Origin of the sequence: Bradyrhizobium sp. NAS80.1 (assembly GCF_001908205.1) — a bacterium.
GTDB lineage: Bacteria > Pseudomonadota > Alphaproteobacteria > Rhizobiales > Xanthobacteraceae > Bradyrhizobium.
Map to the genome: position 1 here is coordinate 1 of NZ_LGHL01000281.1, position 5,749 is coordinate 5,749.

4 protein-coding genes are annotated in these 5,749 nt (G+C 56.9%); 1 reads left to right on the top strand and 3 read right to left on the bottom strand.

All coding sequences use genetic code 11. The features are described from left to right. Positions 1 to 212: 212 nt before the first annotated feature. Both AC629_RS41420 and AC629_RS41425 read right to left on the bottom strand, forming a co-directional pair. Positions 213 to 641 carry an anthrone oxygenase family protein gene (locus AC629_RS41420; protein ID WP_084810422.1) on the bottom strand — a complete coding sequence of 143 codons (429 nt, stop codon included), beginning with the start codon at positions 639 to 641 and terminating at the stop codon, positions 213 to 215. 322 nt (positions 642 to 963) lie between these two features. After that, positions 964 to 2,748, bottom strand: a complete 1,785-nt coding sequence (locus AC629_RS41425) for an adenylate/guanylate cyclase domain-containing protein (RefSeq protein ID WP_084810420.1) — start codon at positions 2,746 to 2,748, stop codon at positions 964 to 966. A gap of 346 nt (positions 2,749 to 3,094) precedes the next feature. Here AC629_RS41425 and AC629_RS41430 point away from each other — a divergent pair, with 346 nt between their 5' ends. Beyond that, positions 3,095 to 3,511 carry a nuclear transport factor 2 family protein gene (locus tag AC629_RS41430; protein WP_084810421.1) on the top strand — a complete coding sequence of 139 codons (417 nt, stop codon included), beginning with the start codon at positions 3,095 to 3,097 and terminating at the stop codon, positions 3,509 to 3,511. A 263-nt stretch (positions 3,512 to 3,774) separates the two neighbouring features. Here AC629_RS41430 and AC629_RS41435 read toward each other — a convergent pair whose 3' ends face one another. Continuing rightward, a complete protein-coding gene (locus AC629_RS41435; protein ID WP_210419192.1) occupies positions 3,775 to 5,331 on the bottom strand; it encodes an arylsulfatase in 1,557 nt (518 codons plus the stop codon). Positions 5,332 to 5,749 lie beyond the last annotated feature (418 nt).

Below are 5,749 nucleotides of genomic sequence, written 5' to 3' on the forward strand. Positions count from 1 at the left end.
AAACGCTCAGCCACGCATAGAACTCCCGCAGCGCGATAATTTAGGCTCCGAATGGTTGGTGGCTGGCACAAGTTGCTTGCAGTCCCGAGGTCCGCTGTGGGTCATCAGCGTCGGTTGCGCCGTCTTACCGGCATTTCCGCTCTACCCCCTCAAAGGCGACATTCGGATGATCGCCGGAGTTTGTCGGTGTGGGCCAAATGCGGAATCGGCCACTATGCGTCAAGCGCAATTAGAAATGATAGCGTCGCCAACGCTCCAAGGACGCTTCGACAGCCGTGAAGCCAGCCCCACTTTTCAATGAGTTCGCGGCTGGTTGAACCGGCATCCTTCGGATCAATGGCCATTAGTTTATTGTTTGTCGGCATGATCCCCCAGACGGTCCAAGGCCAATTCGCAATCATGAGCACGGCTCCGATCAACCAGAACCATTGATCGGTTTGCCACCAAGCCATCACGCCAAGCAGACATCCGATTACTGCAAGCGGAGCCTGCATTGCAAAACCCCTTTTGTATGCGGGCTTCCATTCGGTAATCAGCGCCCGATCGTCGAGTTGCAAGCGAGCGGGTTGCTCGGCCCAATTGATGTAGACTGCCGCCCCCGTGAAGAGCGCGGCAACAATCAGAGCGAGATGTCCTGGCAGCATTAAACTCTCCCGGAATCGAGGAGTGTGATAAATTCACATCTTTCATGGCGCGCGCACAACGGCGGGACCTGCAAAGTGTGCGGTGCAAGCCTCCACTGGAGAAGGCCCCTCAAAAAAGGCGTGCTGATGTCGGAGATGGGTCATTCTCGACCGACTCTGCGGGTTTCGGCCGCCGTTCGATGTCTGCTCTTCCCCGAAACCGACCATCTATTCCGTGACAACGAAATGACGCGAAGGGCCAAGAGCCGACGTGGGCCTAAGGTCATTCATATCGCGCCAGGGATTGGCTTGAGCAATATCTAATCTCATTGAGAAACTGTTATCCCTCCGGCAGGCCCGCGCTTCTTAGCGCATCGTGAAAACGCTTTAGATCCGTCGCTTTCTTGAACGGTATCGGCGGCAAATTGCTGATTCTTGCGCTAGGAAAAGCCGCAAGCCAGTCGTGCACAGCGGCCCCTGCTTCGTCGCCTTTCCCTAGCAAAACACAGCTGCTTGCAAGCAGAGCATGTCCCTGCCACCACTCGCGCTTCCGCGCGACCGATCTTGCGGCCCATTCGCGTGACCTGGGGTAGTCCTCAGCCACAAAGTAGGCCAGCGCTAGTCCAGAGAAGCGAAAAAAGATGCTGGGGTCGCGGGGGTTCGCGCTGATACAAATCTCCGAATTTCGGACGCTCTCGTCCGGCTCTCCGGCCAAGGCAAGCACTGTGCCGAGGCTGCCAAAAGCGAGTGAAAAGTTCGGATTTAGTTCAAGAGCACGCCGGTAGGCAGCGACGGCTTTATCGTGCTGACCAAGACCCTGACCCAGTACGCCGCCGAGAATCCAATGTGAGTATTCGTCGCGATCGTCGAGCCGAATCGCGTTTCGCGCTGACTGCAATGCGTCCCCGAGCATTGCCCCTCGATCGTCGCAAAAGCCCATTAGAGCCAAATGGTACGTGGCAGCAGCGAGGAGCTGATGGCCTTTTGCAAACGATGCATCAATGCGCGTGAGTTCGGTGGCAACCTTGCGTGCCTCAGCAATGCTTTCTTGCGTGAGTGCATAAATATTTTTTAATCCCTGCTTAGCAAGATCCCAGGTTCGAAAATCTGGCCTCTCGCTTCGTTCGGCTAAGGCCCCCTCGCGAAGCACAACTTGAGTTTGGGTAGATGCGACGACGCTGCGTGTGATCTCATCCTGAATTTCAAAAATATTAGCGAGGCTGCGGTCATATTTCTCGGCCCAAAGGTGGCCCCCCGTAGTCGTCTCGACCAACTGCGCAGTCACACGAACGCGTTGATTCGATCGCCGGACGCTGCCTTCGAGGATATATCGGACCCCGAGTTCGCGTCCGGCTTGCTTCACGTCCACCGGCCTGCTCTTGTAGACAAATGCAGAATTGCGCGCGATCACGGACATCGAACTAATTCGCGACAGCTCTGTAATGATGTCCTCAGAGAGCCCGTCCGCGAAGTATTCCTGCTCTGTATCGCCGCTCATGTTCTGGAAGGGCAACACGGCGATGGACGGCTTATCGGGTAGCGAAGACTGGGTGGTGTCAGTAGACCACTCTGCGGACGCTGTCGCGGAGACGTCCACGTTCATCTGCAATCGCCACGTGCGCATCGGCTCAACGATGTTTTTCAGGTTCTGCGGCCCCATGTCCTCAAAGGCTATATCGACCTTCCCGCGAATCTGACGTTGGGCGTCATCGGAGAGGCAGATGCCGCCGGGCTCCGCGATTCCTTCAAGACGGGCGGCAATATTCACGCCGTCGCCGAAGATATCGTTGTCATCTACGATGATGTCGCCGACGTGGATGCCGACGCGGAATTCGATCCGCCTGGCCCGTGGCACTGTGGAATTTTGCTCAACCATGCCGCGCTGCACCTCGATGGCGCATCTGGCGGCATCGACGGCGCTGGCGAACTCGACCAGCATGCCATCGCCGCTCGTCTTGACGATCCGCCCGCGATGCGCGGCGATGGTGGGATCGACCAGGGATTTTCTAGCGGTCTTGAGGTGAGCCAGTACGCCTTCCTCGTCCGCACCCATCAGGCGGCTGTATCCGGCGACATCCGCCGCCAGAATTGCCGCAAGCCGCCGTTCCACGCGATTGTCGGTCATAACGGCCTCCCGAGATCGGCAGATCCGTCGGACATATCAAAGCATATGGCGTTGCCCTTGGGCTAGGGTCAATGTCGGCTTCGCGTCATCGGAGGTAATACTGTGATCAAGCAGAAGATTTTTGCTTCACCGCCCGCCAAGTAGCATCCAACAGAGGACGCGCTGAAAAGGGACCCGGCGCCGCTGGTGCGGTCGTCCGGCTGTCGGCTTTTGTCGCTGCTATCTCTTTCCACGATAGTGTGAAACGACTTAGACAACCTTCGCTTGCTCCAGTTGCATTTGTCGGCGAAGATAGTCATTGGCAGCAAAGTCATTTCTCGGGAGTTCCGTCTTAGGGAGATGTCAGATGACTTCCATCGTTGAGACCGCAAAAGAGTTTTTTACGGCATGTGAGGCCGGAAAAGGGTGGGATGGCTGCAAGGCGTTCTGCAAGGCAGACGCTACCTTTTCGGCCCAGGCAGAGCCGCTTATCGAGGTGAAGACGCTTCAGCAATATACTGACTGGATGAAGGGTCTCTACACCCCTCTACCGAACGCAAGCTACGATATTAAGTCGTTTGCGGTTGACCAGGAACGCAATAACGTGGCGGCGTACGCAGTCTTTTCCGCCACCAATTCGGGGCCGGGTGGGCCATCCGCCCCGACCGGGAAGTCCACACGAACTGACTATGTCTATGTGATGCAGTTCCAGGGGGACAAGATTAGCCACATGACCAAGATTTGGAACGCGGGCATGGCTCTGAGAGAACTCGGCTGGGCCTAAATCCGAGCTAAGCTCGCCACGTGGTGGCATGTCGCCTTCGGGTCAAACTGAGAAGAACTCACGGTGAGCAAAAACGAGTCCGCTATTGCCTTGATTGCCGACGTGCGAGCGGACATGGATTTCGGTCGCTGAGGGCCACAAGCGGAAGTCGAAACGCTCTCACAAAGGCGCGGCGGCGAGCCGTTCTGTGAGGCCGACCCGCCGCCGTTTGATATAGTTCGCCAGCCATTGGCTTGGGGTGCATAAGTTATTCGACAGCGATATTACCCGCCGCCGCCTTTGATATTCGGCAGGTGTTTCATGTCCAGCAACGGGACAGGGTTTTCGGGGTGTTGTAGATCGGGTCTCCAATCGTTGGAGGCTCCGCCCGGAAGCCGCTTGATACTTGGATAATCAACAATCGACTTGTTGAACTCCATCACGACCGGGGTGATGAGTGCCAAGACCCAGCCGTTGTCCTGTCCGGCGTACTTGCCCGGTGACTGCGTCGGCATACGTGCCGACATCGCGCCGTTGAAGACCATGTCGTATTTCTCGAACGGGTCCATTGTGAGATTGTAAGTAGCGCCGATCGCGCCGAGGTTCTGCTCAGGACCGAGCCAAGTGTCCTTGGCCGTCCATAGGTACTTCCACGCGATATTGAGATCGGGGTTATTGGGATCACCGGCGACATCTGCGCGTGCCCCCATGAAGTTTTCGCCGTCGATGTAGACCCACGACCTTCGTGCTGAGTGCTTCGCGCGACCGAGGATGTACTCGCTGTTGTCGATGCTATCAAAGTAGATCGGCTTGCCATTGTTGTCGGTCCATGCGCCGTGCGGCGGTGGGGTCAGGCCGACCATCTTGGCGAGCGTTGCCCAGCAGTCGATGTGCGACATCATTTCATCGTACTTTGCGCCAGCCGGGATTTGTCCGGGCCACCACATCAAGCCCGGGACGCGCCAACCGCCTTCAAATGCCGTGCCTTTTTCGCCACGGAATGGCGTGGTGCCGGCGTCGGGGTAGGCATCCTGCCACGCACCATTGTCCGCCGTTACGATCACAATCGTGTTGGGCGCTTCCGCGCGGATCGTGTCCATGACCCGCCCGATGTCGTCATCGAGTTCGAGCAACGAATCCGAATAGTCGCCCAACCGGGACTTCCCTGCGAATTTTGCTGCGGCATTCGTCGGGTTGTGCATCTTCATGAAATTGACGTCCATGAAGAACGGCTTGGCATCCTTGGCATGCTTCTTGATGTAGTCGATTGCGTAGTCGGATTGACGAACGTCGAAGTCGGCAAGGCGGTCGTACGTGATGTACTCGCCTCTCTTCGCCGGTTGTCCTGCAACTCCCTCCCACTCGTACATGTTCACGACATCAAAATAGGCTTTCGCGATTTCCGGGTTGTACGAGGGAAACCACGGATGAAACCACTTCGTCGTGTCGGCATAGGTGTAGACGCCCGGATAATATGCCGCGAACGCCTTCATCTCATCGAAGCCATGTTCGATTGGGTAGGACTCGGGCTTGTCACCGAGATGCCACTTGCCAGAAAAGTAAGTCGCATAGCCGTTCTTCTGGAAATACTCGGCGATGGTCGGCGTCTCTTTTTTCAGCGCATTTTCGTCTGCCGGAGCGACCACAATCGAGAGTGCCGAACGGATCGGAATACGCCCGGTTATGAACGAGGCGCGGCCTGCCGTGCAGCTTGCTTGACCGTACCAATTCGTAAAGGTCGCGCCTTCCTTGGCGATCCGGTCGATGTTTGGGGTCGGATGGCCGAGAGCAGCGCCGCCCCCCCGAATAGGCGCCGAAATCGTTCCAGCCGGTGTCGTCAGTCATCAGCATGACGATGTTGGGTCGCTTCTGCTGTTGCGCGGATGCTGGCAGGCCCGTCACCGCTAAAACGGCGACACTAGCCATTAGACAACGCCATAACGCGTATCCATTTTTCATGGGTCACTTCCTCCATCTTGATGGTCTGATGCGAAGGAAACGGTTAGGCAAATCAGGGCTGTACGCAGTCTATCGGTCGTCAACTGGCGTGTTCCCTTGCGCTCCCACTACCCGAGCGTGACATCCGAGTAGGACGAATTGCCTCATGGAAGCTTGAGCTAAATCAATGCGGCTTAGGCTGACCGCTTGTCAGGCCGAACCTGCTTTGGTCCGCTGTGGGTCTTGGCTGTGTGAAAACGCCAAGGCGCTTGAGCGCGATAGAAGAAGTTAGTCGTCCAACGCGGTTCTAGCGCTTAAGCT

What these genes read in the sequence shown, in the direction of transcription:
- AC629_RS41425 (WP_084810420.1), bottom strand. Translation starts at nt 2,748, where the DNA reads ATGACCGACAATCGCGTGGAACGGCGGCTTGCGGCAATTCTGGCGGCG.
- AC629_RS41430 (WP_084810421.1), top strand. Translation starts at nt 3,095, where the DNA reads ATGACTTCCATCGTTGAGACCGCAAAAGAGTTTTTTACGGCATGTGAG.